General features: G+C 67.6%; 1 protein-coding gene. It reads right to left on the minus strand.

Going from position 1 to position 516, the window contains the following annotated elements:
- Positions 1–72: 72 nt before the first annotated feature.
- Entirely contained in the window at positions 73–309 is a 237-nt protein-coding gene (locus tag U9978_RS21235; RefSeq protein ID WP_322762906.1) for a FitA-like ribbon-helix-helix domain-containing protein, read from the minus strand.
- Positions 310–516: the final 207 nt, after the last annotated feature.

Here is a 516-nt window from a genome sequence, read left to right on the forward strand (position 1 = left end):
CCATGCGCACCTTCTCCGCAACAGAGTCCGAACCAACCAGGAACTCGACCAAGGCGGAGGTATCCAGAACAATCACGCGCGGGCATCGCGCATCGCGGCGACGGCGTCCACCACGTCGGCGACGCTCACCGCGCCCCGTGCCGCGATGGAACGCGCCTGCTCGGCTGCCTCCTCAGCGGTCAGCATGACCGCCTCCCCCTCCAGCAGCTGACGGACATAGGCATGCAGAGACTGCCCCGCTCGCACAGCACGCACCTTCAGGACGGTGACGGTCTCCTCGGAGACCTCGCGAACATGAATGGTAGCCATGCAAGCATCCCAGTCCCACAGCCAGCACCTCACCTGAACAGTCTCAACCTGGGCGCCACCCACGTGAAGATCCGACCGGAAAACCCCGACCGCGGCGTTGCCTCCCAACCCCGGCCCCGATACCCCTCGCCCGGCTGCCCGCCGGGGCCGCAGCCCCCGCCAGCGCGCGCACGAACATCCCCGCGAAGTCAGCCTCCACATACTTGG

The organism is Protofrankia sp. Cr2 (genome assembly GCF_963555885.1).
GTDB lineage: Bacteria > Actinomycetota > Actinomycetes > Frankiales > Frankiaceae > Protofrankia.